This window comes from Streptomyces sp. 2A115 (assembly GCF_052245575.1).
Lineage (GTDB): Bacteria > Actinomycetota > Actinomycetes > Streptomycetales > Streptomycetaceae > Streptomyces.
Window position 1 is genome coordinate 98025 of sequence record NZ_JBQQCG010000019.1, and the last position, 21106, is coordinate 119130.

19 protein-coding genes and 1 pseudogene are annotated in these 21106 nt (G+C 68.3%); 9 read left to right on the plus strand and 11 right to left on the minus strand.

All coding sequences use genetic code 11. The features are described from left to right. Nucleotides 1–183: 183 nt before the first annotated feature. The 4 genes from ACTWQR_RS18780 to ACTWQR_RS18795 all read left to right on the plus strand — a co-directional run bounded on the left by ACTWQR_RS18780 (nucleotide 184) and on the right by ACTWQR_RS18795 (nucleotide 4794). A complete protein-coding gene (locus ACTWQR_RS18780) occupies nucleotides 184–705 on the plus strand; it encodes a flavin reductase (RefSeq protein WP_443228239.1) in 522 nt (173 codons plus the stop codon). Then, nucleotides 698–2023 carry an amidase gene (locus tag ACTWQR_RS18785; protein WP_443228240.1) on the plus strand — a complete coding sequence of 442 codons (1326 nt, stop codon included), beginning with the start codon at nucleotides 698–700 and terminating at the stop codon, nucleotides 2021–2023. The genes ACTWQR_RS18780 and ACTWQR_RS18785 overlap by 8 nt, the downstream gene beginning before the upstream one ends. A gap of 273 nt (nucleotides 2024–2296) precedes the next feature. Beyond that, entirely contained in the window at nucleotides 2297–3217 is a 921-nt protein-coding gene (locus tag ACTWQR_RS18790; RefSeq protein WP_443228241.1) for an AraC-like ligand-binding domain-containing protein, read from the plus strand. 464 nt (nucleotides 3218–3681) lie between these two features. Then, nucleotides 3682–4794: a LuxR C-terminal-related transcriptional regulator gene (locus ACTWQR_RS18795; protein WP_443228242.1), complete on the plus strand. Its 1113-nt coding sequence runs from the start codon at nucleotides 3682–3684 to the stop codon at nucleotides 4792–4794. 227 nt (nucleotides 4795–5021) lie between these two features. On the opposite strand, the gene ACTWQR_RS18800 is transcribed toward ACTWQR_RS18795, so the two are convergent. Beyond that, nucleotides 5022–5453, minus strand: coding sequence for an ester cyclase (locus ACTWQR_RS18800; RefSeq protein WP_443228243.1), 432 nt, complete (start codon nucleotides 5451–5453; stop codon nucleotides 5022–5024). A 154-nt stretch (nucleotides 5454–5607) separates the two neighbouring features. Between ACTWQR_RS18800 and ACTWQR_RS18805 the strand changes: the two genes are divergently transcribed. Further along, nucleotides 5608–6804 (plus strand): RNA-guided endonuclease InsQ/TnpB family protein, encoded by a 1197-nt coding sequence (locus tag ACTWQR_RS18805; protein ID WP_443228244.1) that lies wholly within the window; start codon nucleotides 5608–5610, stop codon nucleotides 6802–6804. Between the two features lie 32 nt (nucleotides 6805–6836). On the opposite strand, the gene ACTWQR_RS18810 is transcribed toward ACTWQR_RS18805, so the two are convergent. From ACTWQR_RS18810 to ACTWQR_RS18845, 8 genes are all read right to left on the minus strand, one after another. Further along, nucleotides 6837–7862 (minus strand): LLM class flavin-dependent oxidoreductase, encoded by a 1026-nt coding sequence (locus ACTWQR_RS18810; RefSeq protein ID WP_443228245.1) that lies wholly within the window; start codon nucleotides 7860–7862, stop codon nucleotides 6837–6839. 145 nt (nucleotides 7863–8007) lie between these two features. After that, nucleotides 8008–8769: a response regulator transcription factor gene (locus ACTWQR_RS18815; RefSeq protein ID WP_443228246.1), complete on the minus strand. Its 762-nt coding sequence runs from the start codon at nucleotides 8767–8769 to the stop codon at nucleotides 8008–8010. A gap of 192 nt (nucleotides 8770–8961) precedes the next feature. Then, complete coding sequence (locus tag ACTWQR_RS18820; protein ID WP_443228247.1) at nucleotides 8962–9981, minus strand: sugar ABC transporter substrate-binding protein; 1020 nt, start codon at nucleotides 9979–9981, stop codon at nucleotides 8962–8964. Nucleotides 9982–10109: 128 nt separating this feature from the next. Beyond that, entirely contained in the window at nucleotides 10110–11177 is a 1068-nt protein-coding gene (locus ACTWQR_RS18825; RefSeq protein ID WP_443228248.1) for an ABC transporter permease, read from the minus strand. An 88-nt stretch (nucleotides 11178–11265) separates the two neighbouring features. After that, the gene (locus tag ACTWQR_RS18830) at nucleotides 11266–12804 is read right to left on the minus strand and encodes a sugar ABC transporter ATP-binding protein (RefSeq protein WP_443228249.1); all 1539 of its coding nucleotides are present in this window, start codon (nucleotides 12802–12804) and stop codon (nucleotides 11266–11268) included. A gap of 230 nt (nucleotides 12805–13034) precedes the next feature. After that, nucleotides 13035–13604, minus strand: a complete 570-nt coding sequence (locus tag ACTWQR_RS18835) for a nuclear transport factor 2 family protein (RefSeq protein WP_443228250.1) — start codon at nucleotides 13602–13604, stop codon at nucleotides 13035–13037. A gap of 182 nt (nucleotides 13605–13786) precedes the next feature. After that, nucleotides 13787–14857, minus strand: a complete 1071-nt coding sequence (locus ACTWQR_RS18840) for a maleylacetate reductase (protein WP_443228251.1) — start codon at nucleotides 14855–14857, stop codon at nucleotides 13787–13789. After that, on the minus strand, nucleotides 14854–15747 hold the full coding sequence (locus ACTWQR_RS18845) for an intradiol ring-cleavage dioxygenase (RefSeq protein ID WP_443228252.1): 894 nt from the start codon (nucleotides 15745–15747) through the stop codon (nucleotides 14854–14856). The genes ACTWQR_RS18840 and ACTWQR_RS18845 overlap by 4 nt, the downstream gene beginning before the upstream one ends. Before the next feature lie 193 nt (nucleotides 15748–15940). Between ACTWQR_RS18845 and ACTWQR_RS18850 the strand changes: the two genes are divergently transcribed. Continuing rightward, nucleotides 15941–16870, plus strand: a complete 930-nt coding sequence (locus tag ACTWQR_RS18850; RefSeq protein ID WP_443228253.1) for a LysR family transcriptional regulator — start codon at nucleotides 15941–15943, stop codon at nucleotides 16868–16870. Nucleotides 16871–16950: 80 nt separating this feature from the next. Here ACTWQR_RS18850 and ACTWQR_RS18855 read toward each other — a convergent pair. Further along, a pseudogene (locus ACTWQR_RS18855) lies at nucleotides 16951–17484 on the minus strand (TetR/AcrR family transcriptional regulator); the annotation flags it as partial. 283 nt (nucleotides 17485–17767) lie between these two features. On the opposite strand from ACTWQR_RS18855, the gene ACTWQR_RS18860 reads away from it, so the two are divergent. The 3 genes from ACTWQR_RS18860 to ACTWQR_RS18870 all read left to right on the plus strand — a co-directional run bounded on the left by ACTWQR_RS18860 (nucleotide 17768) and on the right by ACTWQR_RS18870 (nucleotide 20456). After that, complete coding sequence (locus ACTWQR_RS18860) at nucleotides 17768–18700, plus strand: alpha/beta hydrolase family protein (protein ID WP_443228254.1); 933 nt, start codon at nucleotides 17768–17770, stop codon at nucleotides 18698–18700. Nucleotides 18701–18775: 75 nt separating this feature from the next. Continuing rightward, entirely contained in the window at nucleotides 18776–19723 is a 948-nt protein-coding gene (locus ACTWQR_RS18865; protein WP_443228255.1) for an alpha/beta hydrolase family protein, read from the plus strand. Nucleotides 19724–20120: 397 nt separating this feature from the next. Beyond that, nucleotides 20121–20456: a cyclophilin-like fold protein gene (locus tag ACTWQR_RS18870; protein WP_443228256.1), complete on the plus strand. Its 336-nt coding sequence runs from the start codon at nucleotides 20121–20123 to the stop codon at nucleotides 20454–20456. An 18-nt stretch (nucleotides 20457–20474) separates the two neighbouring features. On the opposite strand, the gene ACTWQR_RS18875 is transcribed toward ACTWQR_RS18870, so the two are convergent. Further along, complete coding sequence (locus ACTWQR_RS18875; protein ID WP_443228257.1) at nucleotides 20475–20969, minus strand: MmyB family transcriptional regulator; 495 nt, start codon at nucleotides 20967–20969, stop codon at nucleotides 20475–20477. Nucleotides 20970–21106: the final 137 nt, after the last annotated feature.

Consider the following 21106-nt stretch of genomic DNA (forward strand, 5'->3'; position numbering starts at 1 on the left):
TCGTCATCGAATTCTGATGAGGCCGGGAGCCGCTGCGCCGAGGAAATCGCTGAGGAAAACACCTACACCCCGGCCCTTTTCTTCAGAAAGAGTCAAGCCGCCCGCAGTTACCGCCCCCTCGCTTGCTCCCTAGTGTTGAGCGAAAGGTGAGAAGAGCGGACGCGGGCAATTGAGGAGACGAGAATGGTGACGACAATCGCCGGACCCGACCGGACAGAATTCCGCGAGGCGATGGCTCACCTGCCGGCTGCCGTCAACATCCTCACGACCGACGGCCCCGGAGGGCGGTACGGGATGACGGTGAGCGCCGTCTGCTCCGTCACCGACGCACCGCCCACGGTCCTGGTCTGCGTCAACCGAGGCAGCGCGACGCACGACGTGATCAGCGGCAACCGCCGGGTGTGCGTCAACGTGCTCGGCGGTCACCACGAGGAACTGGCCCTGCACTTCTCCGGCGCCACCAAGGTCCCCATGCCCGAGCGATTCGCCTGGGACATATGGGACCCGGCCGAACAACTCCCCGTCCTGCGCGACGCGCTGGTCAACATCGTCGGCACGGTCCGTGACCGGAAGCCCATGGGCTCGCACAGCGTGATGTTCGTGGAGGTCGAACGGGTCCACGTCCGGCACGGCGACAGCCTGGTCTACTTCAACCGGCGGTTCCACCGCCTCGAGACGGGACGTGAGCCGAGTGACGATGAGTGAGGCCTACCCGGTTCCGCCGGCCCGGACGGTGGGGGAGATCAGCAGCGGCCGGATCCGTCCGAGCGGGGCCGTCACCGCGGCGCTGGCGCGCCTGGACGCGACAGAGCCGGACCTCAGGGCCTGGGTCCGGGTCGACCGGGCCGGCGCCCTGAGCACGGCCCGAGAACAGGACGACCGTCCGGCGGACGGACTGCCGCTGCGCGGTGTCCCGTTCGGGGTCAAGGACATCATCGACGTACGTGGCACACCGACCGAGTGCGGGTCGCCGCTGCGCCGGGGCCGGATCGCCGGGGCCGACGCGTGGGTGGTCGCCCGGCTCCGGCGGGCGGGAGCGATTCCGCTCGGCAAGACGGTGACCACGGAGTTCGCGTACTTCGCCCCGGGCCCCACGCGCAATCCCCACGACCTGACACGTACCCCCGGCGGTTCGTCGAGCGGTTCGGCAGCCGCCGTCGCGGCGGGCGTGGTGCCCCTCGCGCTCGGCAGCCAGACCGCCGGCTCGCTCACCCGCCCGGCGGCGTTCTGCGGTGTCGCGGGATTCGTGGCGCCCGTCGGTTCATGGCCGACCACGGGAATCACCGGCCTGAGCCACAGCCTCGACTCGGTCGGCCTGATCACCGCTACGGTCGCCGACCTCCGCCTCGTCCACGGCGTACTGTCCCAAGGACCGCGTCCTCCCGCCTTCCCGGCCACGTCCGGCCGCCCCAGGCTGCTGGTGTGGACGGCGGGCGAACTCGGGGACGTCGAGGAGCCGATGCGCGCGGCCTTGGCGCGAGCGGCCGAAGGGGCCCGCGCACAGGGCGCCGCGACCGAGGACCTGGACTGGGCCGCGCGCACCCCCGGCCTCGTGGCGGCGCACACCACCGTCATGGCGTACGAGAGCGCCCGCGCCCGGGCCGAGGAGGCCCGGCAGCCCGACCGGCTGAGCACGGCGCTCGACGAACTGCTCGCCCTGGGGCGCCGGATCACCGACGACGACTACCGGGCGGCCCTGTCCGCGGCCACGCGGGCCCGCGCCGATGTCCTCGCGACGCTGACGGACGCCGACGCGATCCTGGGCCCGGCGGCCCTCGGCCCCGCACCGCACGGACTCGCCGCCACCGGCACCCCCGTACTCAGCCGCCCCTGGCAACTGCTCGGCCTGCCGGTGCTCACGGTGCCCGGACATACCGACGACGGGGGCATGCCGCTCGGCCTGCAACTGATCGGCCACCCCCACCGCGTGGACCAGCTCTTCGCGCTAGGGGAGCGACTCGAAGCGCTCGCCCGCGAAACGACACCGTTGGCACCTGTCCGGAGCGGGAGGCCAACCCCATGAGGATCACCGGTGTCGAGGCCATCCCGTGCACCCTGTTCCATGAGTTCCGATCCCCTTGTATCTCCGCGCCTCCCGAAGCTTCGCTTCTGGCGGTGAAGTTGCGTATCGGAACTGCGAATGGGATGCCATCACGCGAACGAGCATTCGCCGGATTTCCGCATCAGGCACCGCCTGTCGGACCGGCGCATGACCGTAACAAACGGGCCATATGCGCGAGGGGGGTCCTGGGGTATGTTTCTCACCCTTGGCTCAACGCCCCACAGTGAGGGCAGCATGAGACGCAATGACCTCGAGGGAATCGAGCAGTTCGAGGCTGCCTCGTCCCAATCATTCGTGCCGGTGCGCATCCGCATTCCGAGCGAGGGTGGACTCCATGCCAGCTTCGCGGCAGTCACCATCGACGGGGTCGTGATATCCCGCATCGCGGCCACACCGTGCCGCGTCCACCGGGACGTACGCACCATCGGCTCCACCGATCGCGAGCTGCTGAAGATCGCGCTGCACCGGCGTGGGCGGGCGGGGATCGAACAGGACGGCCGGCGAGGCTCTCTGCACCCCGGCGATCTCGTGGCCTACGACACCACTCGCCCCTACGACCTCAGGCACTGGGACGACTTCGAGACCTTCGTCATCGGGATACCGCGCGCGCGGCTCGGGCTGAACGCCGAGCTGATCGGGCGGCGCAGTGCGTCCCCTCTGCCGGCCGGTCCGGGAGTCGGTCCCGTCGTGGCGGCCTGCATCGCCGGGCTCGGAGCCGGCATCGAAGAGGTCTCCCCGGCCGCCGGTATGCACCTCGCGGACGCGCTGGTCTCGCTGATCATCTCGGCTTTCACCGACGCCTCGCCCTCCCACACCGAGGCCGATTCAGACCTTGCCGATCGCATCCTCGCCTACTGCCTGGCCAATCTCGCCGACCCCGCCCTGTCCGTGGGCTTCGTCGCTCGGCAGCACGGTATTTCGGTGCGCTATCTGCAGAAGTTGCTGAACCGGCGGGAGATGTCCCTGGCGGCATGGATCAGACATGAGCGGCTGCATCGCATCTGCCGTGACCTGTCCAACCCCTCGCTGGCGAACCGCGCGACCCGCGAGATCGCGGCCCGTTGGGGGATCCTCGACGCCACGCACCTCAGCCGCACCCTCAAGGCGGAGTTCGGCCGGACCGCCCAGGAAATCCGGCGCGCGGCACGGCCCTGAGCCGCCCGGCGAGCGGGCATTCGGCGGGGGAGACAGGGAAGACAGATAGGGAAAACCGTACGTCGGGAAGGGCTTTTCCCGTATGAAGTCGAAGACAGCCGGGTTGGCCCGGCACTCCAGATACTTACAACGGCCGGCACAGTGGACCAAGTCGGGCGCCGCGGCAGGCGACGGCGGGCGCGACGCCGCAGGCGCGGAAGGCGCTGTGCGCACGGGCCACCGCAGGTAGGTCATCCCTGGTGATATCGGGTAATGGGGGGCTATGTTCCACCTGTGGACATCCCCGCCTGCGTGGCGCCCTGGCCCCGACGACGTGTGGCCTTTGGAACTTCCCCTTGGGGTAAGCGGTCGGCACCGGCGCCAGACCCGAATATTCCGATTCTCGATTTCTCGAAAAACGCGGCTGGCGCAGGTCCGGTTGTTGGTGCGGCCGGCGGTCGCCCGTGGAGATGGGGCACCCTCGGATGGAGAAACAGCAGAACGAAGGCAGAGCGCGATCCGCGCCCTGTGTCCGCAGTGAGGGACAGCGCTACGCCAGTCTGGCGGAGTTGGCCGCGGTGCTGGCCGATGTCGAGGACCTGGAACAGTTGGGGCAGGCGTACTTCGCCCTGGCCCGGCGTGTCATCGACTTCCCGATGGGGGCGGTGTACCTGTTCGTCGACGGCACCACCAGCCCGTCGTGGTACACCTCGCACAATGTGAGCAACCGCTTCCTGGCCGCGTACGAACGGCTGGGCCGGCCCGTCGACGATGAACTCCGGCAGGTCATGGCGACCGCGTCACCCGCCTACAACCTCGCGGGCCGATCCCTCCACCAGTGGCGGCAGACCGACATATACCGGCTGGTTGACCGCTTGGAGAACATGCTGCATGTCCTCAAGGCGCCGATCGTCGTCCGGGGTTCGATCATCGGCACCCTCGACTTCTCCTCCGACCGGGCGAACACTCCCGTCACCGAAACGGACCTGCACTTCATGGCGGCCATGGCCGGGGTCGTCGGCGGTGCGGTGACCGCGCTGCGCGGCCGGCAGCGGCTCCAAGAACAGCTGGACGTCGTCAACCTCGCCCTGGAGAACAGCTCCGCCGCGGTCGCCTACACCAGCCCCGACTCCACCGAACCCACCGTGACTCCGCCTGCCGCGGCACTGCTGGACAACCTCAGGGAGGGCGGTGACATCCTGTACCGCATTCTGCGGGACACCGAGCCGTCGGTCGCCGAATCGCGCCGTTCCTATCTGGTCAGGAAGCGTGACGGGGCGAACGACGTGCTCAACTGCACCGTCCGGTCGGTGCCCGGCCGACCGGGCGCCGAGGTCATGGAGCTGTCCCTGGAGTCGGCCGAGCCGCGCTATGTGAACCAGGGACGTCCTTCCCTGTCGAACAGGGAGTCGGATGTGGCGCGCATGGTCGCTGCGGGGTTGTCCGACCGCGAGATCGCCGACCAGCTGACGCTGAGCGTCTACACGGTGCGCCAGCACATGAAGAGCATTTACACCAAGCTGGAGATCAGTAGCCGGGTACAGCTCACCCGGGTCCTCTTCGGCAGGACCGCCCGCGCCGAGCCGCCGCGCCGTTGAGCGGCGGGCGATCGGGCGATCGGGCGTCGAGGTCGGACATCGGTCTCAGGCCGTGGCCGAGGAGAGAGCGCCCAGACCCCGGAGGGAGAGAGACGGCGGGAATCCCGCTGCGGGGGAGTGGTGGCGCGGGTGCCGGTCGAGAAGTGCGGGTGGGCGCCGGCGCTCACCTCGCCGAGAGGTCGTCGGTCGCGGTCCGCTGAGCAGACCGCGACCGACGACCTCTCGGCTCAGAGGACCGCGCGCAGCCGCTCGGGGAGGACACGCATCTGCTTCGCCAGGACCGTGTAGTCCCAGCAGTCCGAGTTCCGTCTGATCCGGCCGTCCGCGAACTCGAACATGGACAGTCCGGAGAACTCGACGCGGGTGCCCGTCCGGTCCACCCCTTCGAACTCACCGCGCCAGGTCGCGGTGATCGTCCACTCGCTCACCCCGTGGGTCGGGCCGGTACCGATCCGGCGCAGCGTGAGCGAGAAGTCGGGCATGGTGGAGTAGACGGCCGCCGCGAACTGGCGGACCCCATCCGGCCCCGTGACATACGCCTCCTCGGCGAAGTCCTCGTAGACGCAGTCGTCGGTGAACAGACTGGCGATCGTCTCGATGTCCTGGTCGTTCCAGGCGCGTTCGAGACGACGGAGCAGGGTGTCGGTGGCCTCGGTCATCGGAGTCCTTTCGTGGATACTCCCGGCTTCAGCCGGGGGAGGAAACGAAATCCCTGCGGAGCAGGGCAAGGAGCTGGGATGCGCCGCGAGGGCGGATCGCAGTGCCCTGACCCGCAGGTTTGATCTCTCCTTGCGGTCTGGCTGGTTTGTGCGCGTGGCCGCGAATCATGTGAAGCGGGCGTTCAAGTACCGCTTCTGTCCCAGTGATGCGCAGGCGGCGGAGCTGTCGCGCACGTTCGGGTGTGTGCGCAAGGTCTACAACCTGGCGCTCGCCGCCCGCACGCAGGCGTGGGCGCGGCAGGAACGGGTCAACTACCACCAGACCTCGGCGATGCTGACGGCATGGAAGAAGACCGAGGAGCTGGCCTTCCTGAACGACGTGTCGTCGGTGCCGCTGCAGCAGACGCTGCGGCACTTACAGACCGCGTTCACCCACTTCTTCGCCAGACGGGCGAAGTACCCGCGTTTCAAGTCGCGCAAGACATCGCGCAAGTCGGCGGAGTACACCACCAGCGGGTTCCGCTTCCGGAACGGCCGGCTGACCCTGGCGAAGATGGCGGACCCGCTGGACATCGTGTGGTCCCGGCCGCTGCCCGACGGTACGGAGCCGTCCACGGTGACCGTGTCCCAGGACGCGGCCGGACGCTGGTACGTCTCGCTGCTGTGCCAGGACCCCCATGTCACACCGCTTCCCGCCACCGACCGCGCCATCGGAATCGATGTCGGCCTCAGCCACCTGCTGACCCTGTCCACCGGTGAGAAGATCGCCAACCCCCGGCACGAGCGCCGCGACCGCACCCGGCTCGCCAGGGCCCAGCGGGAGCTGTCCCGCCCAGCCCAGGGCGAGGGAACCAACCGGGCCAAAGCCCGGCGCAAGGTCGCCAAGGTCCATGCCAGGATTGCCGACCGGCGCCGCGACATGCTCCACAAGCTGACCACTGGTCTCGTGCGTGACAACCAAACGCTCGTGATCGAGGACCTGACCGTGCGCACCATGGTCAAGAACCGCACGCTGGCCCGGGCCATGTCGGACGCGGGCTGGGGCGAGTTCCGCTGCATGCTGGAGTACAAGGCTGCCTGGTACGGGCGTCAAGTGATCGTGGTGGACCGGTTCTTCCCCTCCTCCAGGCTGTGTTCCGTCTGCGGCAGTCTGCAGGACAAGATGCCGCTCAGCGTCCGCAGGTGGGTGTGCGGCTGTGGTGCGGTCCATGATCGGGACGTGAACGCGGCGAACAACCTTCTGGCCGCCGGGCTGGCGGTGTCTGTCTGTGGAGCTGGTGTAAGACCTCAACGGAGTTCTCCGGGCGGGCAGTCGGCGACGAAGCAGAAAACCCCACGGCGCGAGCCGTAGGAATCCCCTCTCGTTCACGAGGGGGGAGGAAGTCAAATGATGACCTTCCGTGCGGCGCGGCTGGTGAAACGGGGCAGGATCTGCTCGCCGATCAGGCGGATGCACTCCACCGGATCGTCGCCATGGGGCGGTCCGAACGCGATGTTGTCGGCGCCCGCGTCGATCAGGTCGCCGATCCGCCGGACGACCTGGTCGGGTGTGCCGGTAAGGCTGAACGCGTCGATGGCCCGGCGCGTCACGAGGGCCTTCGCCTCAGCCACATCACCCTTGGTGAAGGCGGTGTACGCGGCCTCCACTTCGTCCTCGCCGATGCCCACCTCACGAATCATCGGCGCGAGGAACGGCTGGAGCAGGGCCAGCATCCCGCGGATGGAGTCCTCGGCACGGCCAGGATCGGTGGAGATCGCGCACAGGGGACCGACGATGAACTCGGTGCCCTCCATGGACTTCCCCGCGCCGGCCCGCCCGTCGGCGAACTGGCTCTTGAGCCGGGCGACGTACTCGGGGCTCGCGACGCAGTCAGCCTTCATCCCCGGCGCGATGGTCCCGGCGAGCCGGGCCGTCTGCGGGGACCAGGTCCCGACGTACAGCGGGACATGCCGCTCCACCTCGAACTGGAAGTAGAGGTCCTCGGTGGCCTTGAAGTACTGCCCCTCGAACGGGGTGCGGTCCATGGTCAGCATCCGCGTCATCAACGCGTGCGCCTCGCGCATCCACGTCATCGGCTTCGACGGGGCGACCGCGCCGATGAGCGGGTTGAAGCCACCCCGACCGATGCCCGCCACCATGCGTCCGCCGGACAGTTCGTCGAGCGCCGCGAGGTTCGCGGCGTGGTAGACGGGGTGGGCGACCTGAGGCGTGACGATGAACGGGCCGAGCCGGATGCGCGAGGTGCTGAGGGCGGCGGCGGTGAGGATCGGCCAGGCCGGACGGAAGACGAGGTCGTCCGCGATGTGCAGTTGGTCGAATCCGGCGTCCTCGACCTGCTTGGCGAGCGGGCCGTAGGTGGCCATCGGCAATGCGCCGGTGACCATGACACTGAAGCTGGTTCCCATCATTCACTCCTCGTCAAGGGGGGACATCTTGACACGGGAAATCCTAGGAACGGGGGTCACCCGAGCACTATTAGGGAATTCCTTATACCGCGGCATGGGGTAAAACTCGGGGATACCAAAGGGTATCCCGGACCTGACGACGGGTTGGTTAGTGAGGAGAATTCCATGCATTCCGGAATCCCTTTCCCGGCCGAGACGATGTGGTCCGCTGAGCGGGCCCCGCCGGAACCGGCGCGGCCGGGTGCGTCGTTGAGCTCGTCGACGGTCCGCTCCAGCAGCAGTGGGACAGGCCCGTTTGCAGCACGTCCCGGACGAGGGTTGCCATGCTCTCGGCGCGGGTCTTCTCGCGGATGTGGGTGCGGTGCACATCGACGGTCTTCGTGCTGATCCCCAGCCGGGTCGCGATGTTCTTGCTGGGTATGCCGTCGATCACCAGGCGAAGGATCTCCCGCTCACGCGGGCTGAGGCTGCCCAGGCGCGTCTGGAGCGCCTGCTGCCTGGCCGCGCGGGCGAACCGGTCCTGCGCGGTCCGCAGCGCCTGCTGGACGACATCGAGCATGTGCTGCGGATCGTAGGGTTTCTCCAGGAAGTCCACGGCGCCGTTCTGCAGTGCCCGCACCGACATTCTGATGTCGCCGTGGGCGGAGACGAAGATGACCGGGATGGCTGATCCGGCCCGGTTCAGGATCTCCTGGAGCTGGAAGCCGCCCACTTGGGGCATGCGCACATCCAGCACCATGCAGGCGGGCTGGCCGTGGTCGTAGGAGTCGAGGAACGTCCTCACATCGGTGAAGCACAGGGACCTGATTTTTACGGACTCCAGCAGCCAGGCCAGTGACCTGCACAGTTCCTGGTCGTCGTCGACGATGTAGACGACGCTGCCCAGCAGCTGCCCGTCCGCCGGTCTCACGCGGCTCGGGTCTGCCGCCACCGCAGTCACCTCCACGCTCGTCCCAGGTCGCTCGCGCGATCCGGTGTTCGTGCACCAGGACCAGCGGGTCGCCGCCATGCACGGTGGTCGGCACCGTGCACCCGGGACATGGCGGTCCGCACATGGGGTGGAACCTCCTTCAGGGGGTCGTCATGGGGTGGGCGACCGGGCTCACTTGACCAGCGGCAGTTCGGTGGGCGTGCAGGAGCGGTCCTTGGGCGCCACGAAGTCCTTGACCGTCGCGCTCGTGATGAGCCCGTTCTTGACGACGTACTTGGATGCGGCCTCGCCCTTGATGGCGTCCTGCATGGCGGCGACCGCCGCCACCCCGGTGCAGTACGGGTCGGTGTCGATCGTGGCGGTGATGGTGCCGTTGCGGAGCGCCGCGATCGCCGAGGAGTCGCCGTTCGACCCGGTGACCACGATCCCGTTCGGATTGTCGGCCGTGTGCACCTTCTTGCCGGCGGCGATGACGGCCGAGGAGACGCCGAGCGCCGTGGAATCGTTGAAGCTCCAGAAGCCGTCGATGTCCGGGTGCGCCGACAGCAGGTCCTGGGCCAGCGAGGAGGCGGCGCTGCTGGTGTTCTGGGTGTTGTCCTGCTTGGAGACGATGGTCAGCCCGGCCCGCTTCGCCGCGGCCGTGAAGCAGTCGGTCATCCCCACGATCGACTTGACCGGAAAGCCCATCACCGCGATCTTCCCGTTCGGCTTGGCCTTGGCGAACATGTCGGCGAGCTGGTCGAGGATCCCGCCCTTCTCGCAGCTGTAGACCTCCCACCAGACACTTGATGTTCCCTTCGCTCCTGCGGAGTTGACGCCGACCACCGGGATGTCGGCGCTCTTGGCGGCGGCGTAGGAGCCCGCAATGGCGTTTTCGTCCAGCGCCCAGGCGGAGAGCGCGCCGACGTGCTGGTCGATCATGGTCTGGACGTTCGAGACCTGAGTGTCGGCCGACAGGTTCGCATCGTAGGTCTTGGCCTTCCAGCCGAGGCTGGTCGCACCGGACTTGAAGCCCTTGGAAATGTCCTGCTGGCCTTCCTGGGCCATCACCGGGGAAGCGAACCCGACGGTCAGACCGCTGCCCGACCCGCTGCCGGCCGATGTGGAGCTATCACTTCCGCAGCCGGTGGCCACGGCCATGGCGCCGATCGCCAGGCCGCTGAGGGCGAGGCGAGAGAATCTGCTGTGCATGGTGTATGTCCGATCTGATGAGGGTTGGCGGGGGGTGGGTGGTCTGCGGTCAGGAGTGGACGGCGGTGACATGGCGTCAGGCGACCCGGACGAGGACCAGTGATCGGCGTCGGGGCCGGCCGGCGTGGTCATCGCGGGTCCCCGGTGAGGGCGGCCGCTGTCTCGGCCGCGGGCCGTCGGCGCAGGCTCCTCCAGCGCGCCGCGCTCAGTCCGACCGCGAGGATGAGCAGGAGGCCGTTGACCGCTTGCCGCCAGAAGCTGGAGATGTCGGCCAGGGTCATGATGTTCTGCACCACGCCGAGGAAGAGCACTCCCAGCACGGTTCCCCAGATGCTGCCCTTGCCGCCGCTGAAGGAGGTTCCGCCGATCAGTACCGCGGCGAGTACGCCGTTGAGCAGCGAGGGGTCGATCTGCGGGGAGGCTCCGGTGAGCCGGCCGACCTGGACGACGCTGCCGATCCCGGCGGCGAGCCCGGCCAGCGCGTAGACGGCCGCGGTGGTGTTCTTGACGTTGATGCCGTTGAGGCGCGCGGCCTCCGCGTTCGAGCCGACCGCGAACACCGAGCGGCCGAAGCGGGTGTGGCGCAGCACTCCGGCGGTCACCAGGACGAGCAGTACGTCGAAGATCAGGATGAAGGGCACCGATCCCACGTCGCCGGTTGCGAACGTGTGCACCGGGCCGAAGGCGGGCTTGGTGAAGACGTCGACGGTAGAGCCGTTTTTCACCACCAGCGCCAGGCTCGCCGCGATGGACGCCATGCCCAGGGTGACCACCAGGAAGGAGATCCCCAGCCGGGAGATCAGCAGCCCGTTCACGACACCGAGTGCGGCTCCGAGGGCCAGGGCTCCCAGCACGCAGACCACCGTCGGCGCCCCGGAGGACAGCAGCAGCCCGAATCCCATGCCCGCCGCGGCGGTCATGGAGACGACGGACAGGTCGATGCCTCCGGCGATGATGACGAAGGTGGAGCCGATCGCCAGCGACATGGCGACGCTGTTGGCCCCGACGATGTTCATCATGTTGGACCAGGTGAAGAAGGCCGGCTGGGCGATGGAGGAGACGGCCATCAGGACGACCAGGGCGACGACGACCCCGCCTGTCTCGCCCAGGCGCGGCAGCGGTGGCAGTTGACGGCGGGCCCGCTCACCACCGGGCGCGGCGCTGGAGGGATCGACCTGCTGATGGAGAGCTGTCATGACGTTCCTGTCGGGTGAGGGCAGCGGATCGCTCTGATGCGCGGGAATGTGGTCGGGGCGCCCCGCGGCTGCGGGCCGGGCGGGCGTGTCAGGCGGCTTCGAGCTGCGGCCTGCCGGTGACCATGGCGCGGTTGATGGTCTCCTCGTTGATGTCGGCGCCGGTGAACTCCGCGACGACGTCCCCCCGGTACATCACCAGCACCCGGTCGCAGACTCCGCACAGCTCGTTCAGCTCCGACGAGATGAACAGCACCCCGGCGCCCCGGGCGGTCTGTTCCCGCAACAGGGTGTAGATCGCGCTCCTGGAGCCGACGTCGATACCCCGGGTCGGCTCACTCAGGACGTAGACAGGAAGGTTCAGGTCGAACAGTCGGCCGATGGTGATCTTCTGCTGATTGCCTCCGGACAGGAACCGGACCGGAAGGTGCGGGGAGGCGGTCCGGATGCCGTATCGGCGCACCGCGTCGGCCACCCGGCCGCTCTCCGCCCGCGGCCTGCGGATCCCGTACCGGAAGATGCGCTGGGGCCAGGCCAAGGAGAGGTTCTCGGTGACCGACCGCTCCGGGAGCAGGCCTTTGGCCTTCCGGTCCTCCGGTACGAACCCCAGACCGCCACGGAGTACGGCCCCGGGGCGGCCGAGCCTGATTGCACGCCCGGCCACCCGCACCCGGCCCTCGGCGGAGACGGCGCCCGCCAGGGCGTGGCCCAGGATCTCCTTGCCGGAGCCCGAAAGCCCGGCCACGCCGACGATCTCGCCGGCCCGTACCGACAGGTCGACCGACCGCAGTCCCTGTGCCCGCGCCGACAGGCCGGCAGCGCTCAGCACCGTGTCCGCGGCGTCCAGCTCGTGGACGCGCCGCCCGTAGTAGTCGCCCAGTTCACGGCCCACCATGAGGCGGACGAGGTCCTCCTCCGGCGTTCGCGGGATCGGGACGGTGGCCATGATCCGGCCGTCCCGCAGCACAGCGGCAGAGGTGGCGGCCCGGTAGATCTCGTTCATCCGGTGTGTGATCATCACGACCGCGGTGCCAAGAGCGCGGCGCTGCTCGACGAGTTCGAGCAGCCGGTCGGCGGCCTTCTCCGACAGGGAGCTGGTGGCCTCGTCCAGGATGAGCACCCGGGGGTCGGTGGCCAGCGCCCGCGCGATCTCGACCTGCTGCTGGAGTTCGATGGGCAGGTCACCCACCCGCGCACGGGGGTCGATCGCCATCCCGTACGTTTCCAGCAGCTCGGTGACCGCGGACCGCAGCCTGCGCCACGAGACCGCGACCCTGCCGGACACCGGCAGCCGGCCCAGGAAGACGTTCTCCGCGACAGTCAGGTCGGCGGCCAGGGTCAGTTCCTGGCTGATCAGCGCGATCCCGTGAGAGAGCGCGGCCTTCGCGTCAGGAATGCGTGCAGGTTTTCCGTCCACCAATATGCGTCCCGCGTCGGGAGCAAGCATCCCGCCGAGAATCCGGGCGACCGTCGACTTCCCCGAACCGTTCTCCCCGGTAAGCGCGGTCACTGTACCGGCATGAAATTCCACGTGGGCGTCCCGTAGCACGACAGCGGTTCCGAACCGCTTCGAGAGCCCTTCGGCCCGCAGCAGAGGAACGGGCCTGACCTGCTCATCTCCGGAATTCATGGCCGAATGCTAGGTGGGAGAACTCAATGAGAGCCATCCCCACGGGGCGGCAAAACGGCACCTCCCTAATTTTAGGGAGGTGCCGGGTTCCGAGCCTCTGCCCAGTTTCCATTTGATTATGGAATCGTTTCTGAAAGCTCTGCAAGACATCCGGCTCCAAGCAGGCCGTGCGTGGGCGCCCACTCCACCGAGGCCTGGGACCACCAGGACTCAATCACCGGGGAGCAAGGTCACGGCCCCATCAGCACCGAGGTCGATGGGTAGTCGCTCGCCCAGCCCGCGAGCAGCGGCGCGACGAACACATTCTCGGTCCGGGTGCGCGTGATCTTCCAGGTGCCGTCGACCCTGCGGAACGCGTTGTTCAGCCGGCTCGAGCGCAGTAGTGACTTGCCGTCGGAGAAGAGCCACGGTTGGATGTGGATCCACTGGCCGGTCGCCTCGTCGCCGTCGACGTGGATCTGCTCCGAGGTCAGGTAGTGGGCGTTCAACAGCAACGCCGGGTCCTGCTTCTGGCCCCAGAACGCCTCGAAGTGCTCACGGATCGCGGCCGCTCCCTCGGCGCGGCCGAACTGGCCGTCGTAGTACTCACCGACGCCCTCCCAGACAGCGTCCTCGGAATACAGTTCCATGATCAGGTCGATGCGGTGCCCGTCGTCGCGGACGCCGAACTCGGGGATCGGGGTGTCACACAGGAACATGTAGCGAGTCTGGAGACGGCGGATCTCGGCCTCGGCCTCCAGCACCTCGATCCGCTTGACAAGGCTGGCGATAGTGGCGTCGGTGGTGGCGTCGGTAGTCATGGGAATTCTCCCCAATTCTGGGCAAACTGGTGACGGTCTTGGATTCGGTAAGTCCGGTGAGGTTCCAGAAAAAGACCGTTGAACTGATCTGCGGACTGTGCTGATCTGCACGCCCCCACGTACGCATTCGCAGGGTACCGCTGAGTGTTCTCGCCTTCGATGTGCTGAATGGAGCGAACGGATCAGGCGATCGGCGGTTCGCCGGCCCAGGCGCGACGCAGCAGCCGGGTGAGGCCCTCGGAGGTGACCTCGCGCGGATTGGCGTACGGGTTGGCCAGCGCCAGCTCGACGATCTGGTCGATCGCTTCTTCCTTCATGCCCAGTTCGCGCAGCGAGCCCGGGGCGTCCAGGTTTCGGGCGAGTTCCCACAACGCCACCGCCGGGTCGGCGTCGCCCAGCGCGCGCCCGAGCGCGGCGACCGCCTCAGGTGCGCTCGGCTGGTTGTACGCGAGGGCGTGCGGCAGGACGACGGTGTGGGTGTCGGCGTGCGGCAGGTCGAGGGTGCCGCCGAGCGTGTGGCACAGCTTGTGGTGCAGCGACATCGTGGTGGCGCCGAGGCAGGCACCGCACAGCCAGGCACCGTACTGGGCCTCGGCGCGCGCCTGGACGTCGGCGCCGTCCGCCACCACAGCGGGAAGCGTCGTGGCGAGGGCGCGCGCTCCCTCCTCGGCCATCAGGCTGATGATCGGCGAGGCGTCCGGCGCGTAGAGGGCTTCGACGGCGTGCGCGATGGCGTTCATGCCGCTGGTCGCGGAGGCGCCAGGCGGGAGGCTCAGGGTGAGTTCGGGGTCGTACAACACGCTGACCGGCAGCACCCGGGGGTCTTTGCCGGTGTGCTTGCGGCCGTTCTCGGTGATCCCCCACACGGAGGTCATCTCCGAACCGGCGTACGTCGTCGGCACCGCGATGATCTTGAGCCCGTGTTCCAGGGCGATCGCCTTGCCGAGACCGATCGCCGAACCGCCGCCGATCGCGACACAGCCGTCGGCCCCCAGCTCCGCCGCGCGTTCGCCGGCCCGTGCGGCGGACTCGACGGGGACGTGCATGCGGGCATGGGGGTGCACTCCGGCTGCGCGGTCGCCGATCAGACGCGCGGCCGTGTGGCCGAGCTCCTCCTGTTGAGGGGAGCACAGGACGAGGACGCGCTTGAGTCCCGCTCGGTCGATCTCGTCGGCCAGCCGGCCGACTACGCCGGGGCCCATCACCACACGCGTCGGCGGCGCCTGGTACGCGAAGGTTCGTGCCTGATTCATCGGTCGGTCCCTTGGCCGGTAGCGCTGAGGAGGGTGATGTCGAAGTGGACGGCGCGGTACGGGTTGTCGAAACCGAGTTCGGCCGCGCGGGCGGGGTCGTCGACCCGGGCGAAGTCGCGCAGGAGACTTTCCTTGACGCCGAAAACGACATCGGAGCCGATGTACGGGCAGTCCTTGACGAACAGATGAGTGATCAACGGCCGGTGCCCTTGGGCGCTCACCAGGAAGTGCACATGCGCGGGCCGGTTCGGGTGCCGGTGGGTGGCCTCGAGCAGACGGCCGACGGGCCCGTCCACGGGGACCGGGTAGAAGCGGGGAACGATGGAACGGAACCAGAACTCGCCGTTCTCGTCCGTGGTGAAAAGGCCGCGAAGGTTGCGATCGGGTTGGACGCCGGGCTGCTGCACGTCGTAGAAACCCTCGGCGTTCGCCTGCCAGACGTCTACTTCGGCGTTCGCGAGGGGGGTTCCCGCCTCGTCCGTGACGCGTCCGGTGACCAGGCACTGTTCGCCCTTGCCGTCCAGCGCGATGAGGTCGCCCTGTTTCCTGGGGGGTGACTCGACCATGTGGAAGGGGCCGAGCACGGTGGACTCGGTGGCCAGCTCCAGGGAACGGTTGTTGACCGTCTCGACCAGCATCGAAACGCCCAGCACGTCCGACAGCAGGATGAACTCCTGCCGTACGTCGGTGCAGGCCTGACCGGTCTCGGTGAGGAGGGCGATCGCCGCTTCCCACTCCTCGTTGGTGAGTTCGACCTCCTTGACGAAGTCGTGCAGGTGCCGGACGAGGGCGCTCAGGACCTTCCGCAGTCTCGGATCGGTGTCCGCGCCGAAGCTCTCGGCGACGATCTCGGCGGACCTGCCCTCACTGAAGAGCGAAGACGCGTTCATCGTGGACTCACCAACCTTCCATGCCAGCGCGCGCCGCGCGGAGCGTGACCACCTGGCGGCGTGAAGGCCGCGGTTACATGGTCGTAGTCGCTATTCATCCTGTCCAATACTCATTAGGCTCTGCATCTATATATTTGGCGAATAGATCCATAGGGCGCCATGGGCCTGAACTGACGAGGGAGGGCCGTAAGCGGTGGAGCTGCGGCAGCTGCGGTACTTCCTGGTGGTCGCCGAGGAGCTGAACTTCAGCAGCGCGGCGGACCGGCTCCACATGACTCAGCCGCCGCTGAGTGTTCAGATCCGTCAGCTCGAGGAGGAGCTGGACGTGGTCCTCTTCGAGCGCACCACACGCAAGGTGAAGCTCACGGCGGCGGGCCGCGCCTTCCAGGAGAGCACGCAGGAGCTTCTCAATCAGCTTCGCAGTAACGTTGAGGACGCCAGAAGAGCCGCCAAAGGCGAATGGGGCAGGCTGGCTTTGGGATTCGTTCCGTCCGCGACCACCGAGAATCTTCCACCCATCCTTCGTGATTTCAGAGCGCAGCACAGCGACGTACGGCTCGACCTGCATGAGCTGACGCCCGAGCAGCAGGTGCGAGACCTTCGTGACGGATCGTTGGACTGCGGCTGTTTCTATCTCCCCTGCGCCGACGCGCATCCGTTCGGCGATCGGAACCTCATGTCCGCGGCCATCTCACGTGAACCCCTGGTGGCAGCGCTCCCGCCCGGCCACCGTCTCGCCGCCCGACGGAAGGTCCAGGTCGGTGACCTCGCCGACGAGCCTTTTGTACTCGTCGGCGGACACAGCGGCCAAGGCCTTCGCGAAATCATCCTGGAGCAGTGCCGTCGCGGCGGCTTCGTGCCTCGAGTCGTGCAGGAGGCAGCTCTTGTCCAGACCATCGCGGGGCTTGTCGCCAGCGGGGTGGGCGTCGCGCTCATTCCCGCTTCGGTGCGCCGCATCCAGAAAACCGGGGTCACCTACCGCGCACTCCAGGACGAGCCGCTCGACGTCGAGATGGGACTCATCTGGACACGTGAGAACGACAGCCCAGTACTGGCCGCATTCATTGACGTGGCAAAAGCGACCAACACCCTGTTCGTTCCTCCCGACCGCACTGCCACGTGACGCCTGTGTCGGAGGCTCAATCTGGATCAGCGGGGGTGCCTCTATGCCTTCGTCAGGGCTGAGTGGGTCATGCGGGAGCGGTTTCGGATGCCGCGCATGAGGTGGTTGGTGTCGAGGCCGGAGCGGATCTCGCCGGAGGCAGCGGCAGCTTCGAGGAGCTGGGTGCACACCGGCAGGAGGTGTTCGAGGAAGTAGGCGTGGAGCGCCTCGAAGCTGGTGCTGTCGCCCTGCATCGCGGCTGCGAGGCCGTGTTTGGTACGAGGAAGTCGACGAAGAGGACCCTTCGCCCCAGGGCGGCATGGGGAGTGGGGCGGGCCGCCAGCAGGGTGGGGCCGGCTTCGGCGCAGGCGTCGATCCGTTGGCGGTAGACGGCGATGACGAGGTCCGCCCGGGTGGCGAAGTGGCGGTAGATCGTGGCTACCCCGACGCCGGCCTTGGCCGAGATGTCGCGTACCGGCGCCTCCACACCCCAGGTCACGAAGACCGCGGAGGTCACGAAGGCCGTGGAGGTCACGAAGGCCGCGGCGGTCGCGTCCAGCAGCGCCTGCTGTTGCGCCGGGCGTCCTGGCGTTGGACCTGGCTGAGCTTCCCGGGCTCCGGCCGCCGTCGTTCACGGGCAACACTCCCTCGATGGCCGATCTTGCAAAACGGATCGATGTTCCGTATCGTATTCGGAACAAGGTTCCGCTTAGTTTGTGATGACAGGCCGGTAGTCCTGCGGCCAACCCCTGTCCTCAGCACGCTCCACCCGGGACCGGAACAGCCACGTCCTCGTCGCCACCCGGCGTCGATGTGGCTCCGCATGAGAAACGCTCACCATCCGGCCCATGCCCGCGGCGCCGCCTGCCGGGCCCACCGATCCCAAGAGTGCGCACGCACCGAACGGAAGGCACCTCCATGTCCGAATCCAAGACCGCGAACGTCCAGGGCGCACCCACCACGGTGGTGTCCGCGCGGCCGGTCGTCCTGTCCGCCCCTGGCCGTGGTGACGACCTCCAGGTCCGCGTGTCCGCCCCCGCGACCGGGACCGGCCTGCCCGTCATCGTCTTCTCGCACGGCTTCGGCTTGTCGATGGACGGCTACACCCCGCTGGCCGACTTCTGGGCCGCCCACGGCTTCGTGGTCATTCAGCCCACCCACCTCGACTCCAGGACCCTGGGCATCCCCGCCGAGGACCCCCGTACCCCGCGGATCTGGCGCCTGCGCATCGAGGACCTCACCCGCGTCCTGGACGGACTCGACGCCCTGGAAGCCTCCGTGCCGGGCCTGACCGGGCGCCTGGACCGTGACCGCGTCGCCGTGGCCGGCCACTCCTGGGGAGCCCAGTCGGCGAGCACTCTGCTGGGCGCGCGTGTCCTCGACTCCGACGGAAAGCCGGGTGAGGACATGTCCGACCCCCGGGTCAAGGCGGGCGTGCTGCTGGCCCTGACCGGCTTGGGCGACGACCTGGTCCCGTTCGCCGCCGAGCACTTCCCCTTCATGAAGCCGTCCTTCGACACCATGACCACTCCGGCCCTCATCGTCGCCGGGGACAAGGACCAGTCCCACCTGTCCACCCGCGGACCGGACTGGTTCACCGACCCCTACACCTACAGCCCCGGCAGCAAGAGCCTGCTCACTCTGTTCGACGCCGAGCACTCCCTCGGTGGCATCCCAGGACTTGAGGTCGCCGAGACGACCGATGCCAGCCCCGCACGCGTTGCCCTGATCCAGCAGCTCACCACGGCCTACCTGCGCAGCGCCCTGTACGGCGAGGCCACCGCCTGGAAGGCGGCGGCCATCGCACTGGAGGAGGACCCCAGCCCGCTCGGCACGCTGCAGAGCAAGTAAGCGCCCGACCACTCGCCTCTCGCCGCCCGGCCTCGGCCGGGCGGCGGCACACGCAGCAGAAAGGAACCAGCCCTCATGAACGCGTCCACCGTCGGCCCGCCCGCTCCGGTCCTGTCGTACAGCCCGGTGGTCCTGTCCGTGCCTGGACGGCCCGTCGTCCTCCAGGTGCGCGTCACGGCACCCGCGACCGGGACCGGCCTGCCGGTGATCCTCCTCTCCCACGGCCACGGCCCCTCGAACAACCTCTCCTCCCTGAACGGCTACGGACCGATCGCCAACCTCTGGGCGGCCCTCGGATTCGTCGTCATCCAGCCCACCCACCTCAACTCCAGGACCCTGGGCCACGTGCTGGCCGATGTCCCGGGCGCCCCCTTCTTCTGGCGCTCGCGGACCGAGGACATGACGTACATCCTCGACCGGCTCGACGTGATCGAGAAGGCCGTGCCGCTGCTCGCCAGCCGGATCGACCACAACAAGGTCGCCGTCGCCGGACACTCCCTCGGCGGCTTCACCGCGAGCCAGCTGCTGGGCGCCCGGATCACCGACCCCGACACCGGGCAGGAGGCGAACCTCATCGAGCCTCGCATCAAGGCGGGCGTGCTGCTCGCCGCGCCCGGCAGAGGCGGCAAGGTCCTGACCGGGTTCATGGCCGAGAAGACGCCATTCTTCCGGACCACGGACTTCTCCGCGATGACCACACCCGCGCTGGTCATCGCGGGCGACAAGGACGACTCCCGGCACTTCACAGACATGGGCCCGGCCTGGCACACCGACCCCTACACCCTCGCCCCCGGCCCCAAGACCCTGCTCACCCTGTTCGGCGCGGAACACGGACTCGGTGGGGTGGCCGGGTACGACGCCGCCGAGACCACCGACGAGAACCCCGGCCTGGTCGCGGCGGTCGCGCAGCTCACCGCGGCCTACCTCCACAGCCGGCTCCAACGCGGCGACACCGCGTGGCAGACGGCGTGCGAGGCGCTGGCAACCGGACCCGAACCGGTCGGACGCGTCGAAACCAAGTAGTGACTGCGTCGGTGGTGCCGATGACTCACATGCTGCCCGCACGGCCGAGTTCCGCATGCGTCGTGTCGGTGCCCGCCCTGACTGGGGGGCACCGACAGGGCTTCCCACCTGCGGTGGCCTCGCGGTTAGCCTCGACGACATGACCAGAACCAGTTCTTCCGTACCCGGGCCGTCGCGACTCGGGCCGTCGCGTCGAGCGCGTCGGGGCCTGGGGCTCTCGCTGGCCATGACCTTCGTGTTCGCCCTGACAGCCTGCAGCAGCGATTCGGACGGGACGGCTGCACAGAGCACCACGCCTGAGAGTTCCTCGTCGTCCAGCGATTCAGCGTCCGCCACGGTCTCCTCCTCGCCGAGCCCTGACCAGTCGTCGAGCGACGGGACGCCGATCCGTATCACGATGGGCGAGACGGTGCTGACGGGTCGGCTCTTTGACAACGCCTCCGCTCGGGACCTGATCGAAAAGCTCCCGGTCACCGTGGAGTTCAGCGACCACCTGAACATGGAGAAGACGGGGCCGTTGCCTGAGGAACTTTCCACGGAAGGCATGCCCGAGGGAGAGGACCCCAGCCCGCGGGACATCGGCTACTACGCTCCGGGGGGCGACCTCGTCTTCTACTACGGCGACGTGGGCTACCACGACGGCATCCTGAGGATCGGTCAGTTCGACGGAGACATGGACGCGATCGCCGACCAGGAGGATGGCTCCACCGCGAGGGTGGAGCTGGCCGACTGACTGTCAGCCGTCGACGGCTCAGGTCCTCACGGCCTCCGCGTTACTCGTGGAGGTCTCGCCGGTTCCGGCGGCCCACCTGCTCAAGTGAGCCAGCTTGATGGCCGCCGACGTATCCGACCCTGCGCTGTAGACGATGATCGAGAGTCCTTGGTCGGCCTGCACATCAAGGACCTCGAAGGCAAGGGTGAGGTCTCCCATGACGGGATGATGCAACTCCTGCAATCCGGTGTGGTGCGTACGTCCCTCGTGGTGAGCCCACACGTCACGGAAGACCGGGCTCCGTGTCCGGAGTTCGTCGATCAGAGCGGTGAGGGGCGGATCCGGCAGGAGAGCTGGCTGCACCGCCGGGCCGCCCCCGCCGGAGCGTCCACGTCTGCGGGCCCGTCTGTCGCTGAACAGGCGGCGGTCCGGGCCCGCCGTCCTGTTGCGTGGGACGATCGGCTTCGTGAGCGGTGTGGCTTCGGCACGCGAGGAGACCGCATGGCGGGTTCTCGTCGTCGGTGATCGTTTCATCCCTGCCGGGTACGGCGTCGATGCCCTGGCATAGGTGTGCGGTCCGCCGCTCCTGGCCGGTCCGCAGCCTCGACCGGTCGGGAAGCAAGGCGGAACAGCACGCGGCGTGGCCGTACCGGAGTCCGGCCGTAAGGCTA

Coding starts and splice junctions, on each gene's coding strand:
- ACTWQR_RS18865 (WP_443228255.1), top strand. CDS start 18,776: ATGAACGCGTCCACCGTCGGCCCGCCCGCTCCGGTCCTGTCGTACAGC.
- ACTWQR_RS18790 (WP_443228241.1), top strand. CDS start 2,297: ATGAGACGCAATGACCTCGAGGGAATCGAGCAGTTCGAGGCTGCCTCG.
- ACTWQR_RS18835 (WP_443228250.1), bottom strand. CDS start 13,604: ATGACTACCGACGCCACCACCGACGCCACTATCGCCAGCCTTGTCAAG.
- ACTWQR_RS18875 (WP_443228257.1), bottom strand. CDS start 20,969: ATGAAACGATCACCGACGACGAGAACCCGCCATGCGGTCTCCTCGCGT.
- ACTWQR_RS18840 (WP_443228251.1), bottom strand. CDS start 14,857: ATGAATCAGGCACGAACCTTCGCGTACCAGGCGCCGCCGACGCGTGTG.
- ACTWQR_RS18860 (WP_443228254.1), top strand. CDS start 17,768: ATGTCCGAATCCAAGACCGCGAACGTCCAGGGCGCACCCACCACGGTG.
- ACTWQR_RS18870 (WP_443228256.1), top strand. CDS start 20,121: ATGGGCGAGACGGTGCTGACGGGTCGGCTCTTTGACAACGCCTCCGCT.
- ACTWQR_RS18845 (WP_443228252.1), bottom strand. CDS start 15,747: ATGAACGCGTCTTCGCTCTTCAGTGAGGGCAGGTCCGCCGAGATCGTC.
- ACTWQR_RS18780 (WP_443228239.1), top strand. CDS start 184: ATGGTGACGACAATCGCCGGACCCGACCGGACAGAATTCCGCGAGGCG.
- ACTWQR_RS18830 (WP_443228249.1), bottom strand. CDS start 12,804: ATGAATTCCGGAGATGAGCAGGTCAGGCCCGTTCCTCTGCTGCGGGCC.
- ACTWQR_RS18785 (WP_443228240.1), top strand. CDS start 698: ATGAGTGAGGCCTACCCGGTTCCGCCGGCCCGGACGGTGGGGGAGATC.
- ACTWQR_RS18820 (WP_443228247.1), bottom strand. CDS start 9,981: ATGCACAGCAGATTCTCTCGCCTCGCCCTCAGCGGCCTGGCGATCGGC.
- ACTWQR_RS18810 (WP_443228245.1), bottom strand. CDS start 7,862: ATGATGGGAACCAGCTTCAGTGTCATGGTCACCGGCGCATTGCCGATG.
- ACTWQR_RS18800 (WP_443228243.1), bottom strand. CDS start 5,453: ATGACCGAGGCCACCGACACCCTGCTCCGTCGTCTCGAACGCGCCTGG.
- ACTWQR_RS18795 (WP_443228242.1), top strand. CDS start 3,682: ATGGAGAAACAGCAGAACGAAGGCAGAGCGCGATCCGCGCCCTGTGTC.
- ACTWQR_RS18825 (WP_443228248.1), bottom strand. CDS start 11,177: ATGACAGCTCTCCATCAGCAGGTCGATCCCTCCAGCGCCGCGCCCGGT.